The 230-nt window shown below is 38.3% G+C and carries 1 pseudogene; it reads right to left on the minus strand.

The features are described 5' to 3' along the window. Positions 1 to 36 precede the first annotated feature (36 nt). Positions 37 to 230, minus strand: a pseudogene (locus tag AAEY88_RS15735) (cell envelope biogenesis protein OmpA); the annotation flags it as partial.

Below are 230 nucleotides of genomic sequence, written 5' to 3' on the forward strand. Positions count from 1 at the left end.
GCGTACTTCTTAATAGCATGGTCATGTCTTCTACCTTTAAAATTGCTGACAAAATTCTTTATAGTACGTGAGTGAGTGCTCATTACCACTGCCCGTATAAAAATCATCTGCCTTTAACGCTTTACCATAAATACGCTGGTTCATTGAAGCGCCTTCCTCATTATCGTTAGGTGCAATCGGCATACTATCAGCGCAATCAAACGTATAAATTTTATCAGCAGCTATATTTC

This window comes from Psychrobacter sp. CAL346-MNA-CIBAN-0220 (assembly GCF_040309805.1).
In the GTDB taxonomy this organism is placed as follows: Bacteria; Pseudomonadota; Gammaproteobacteria; order Pseudomonadales; family Moraxellaceae; genus Psychrobacter.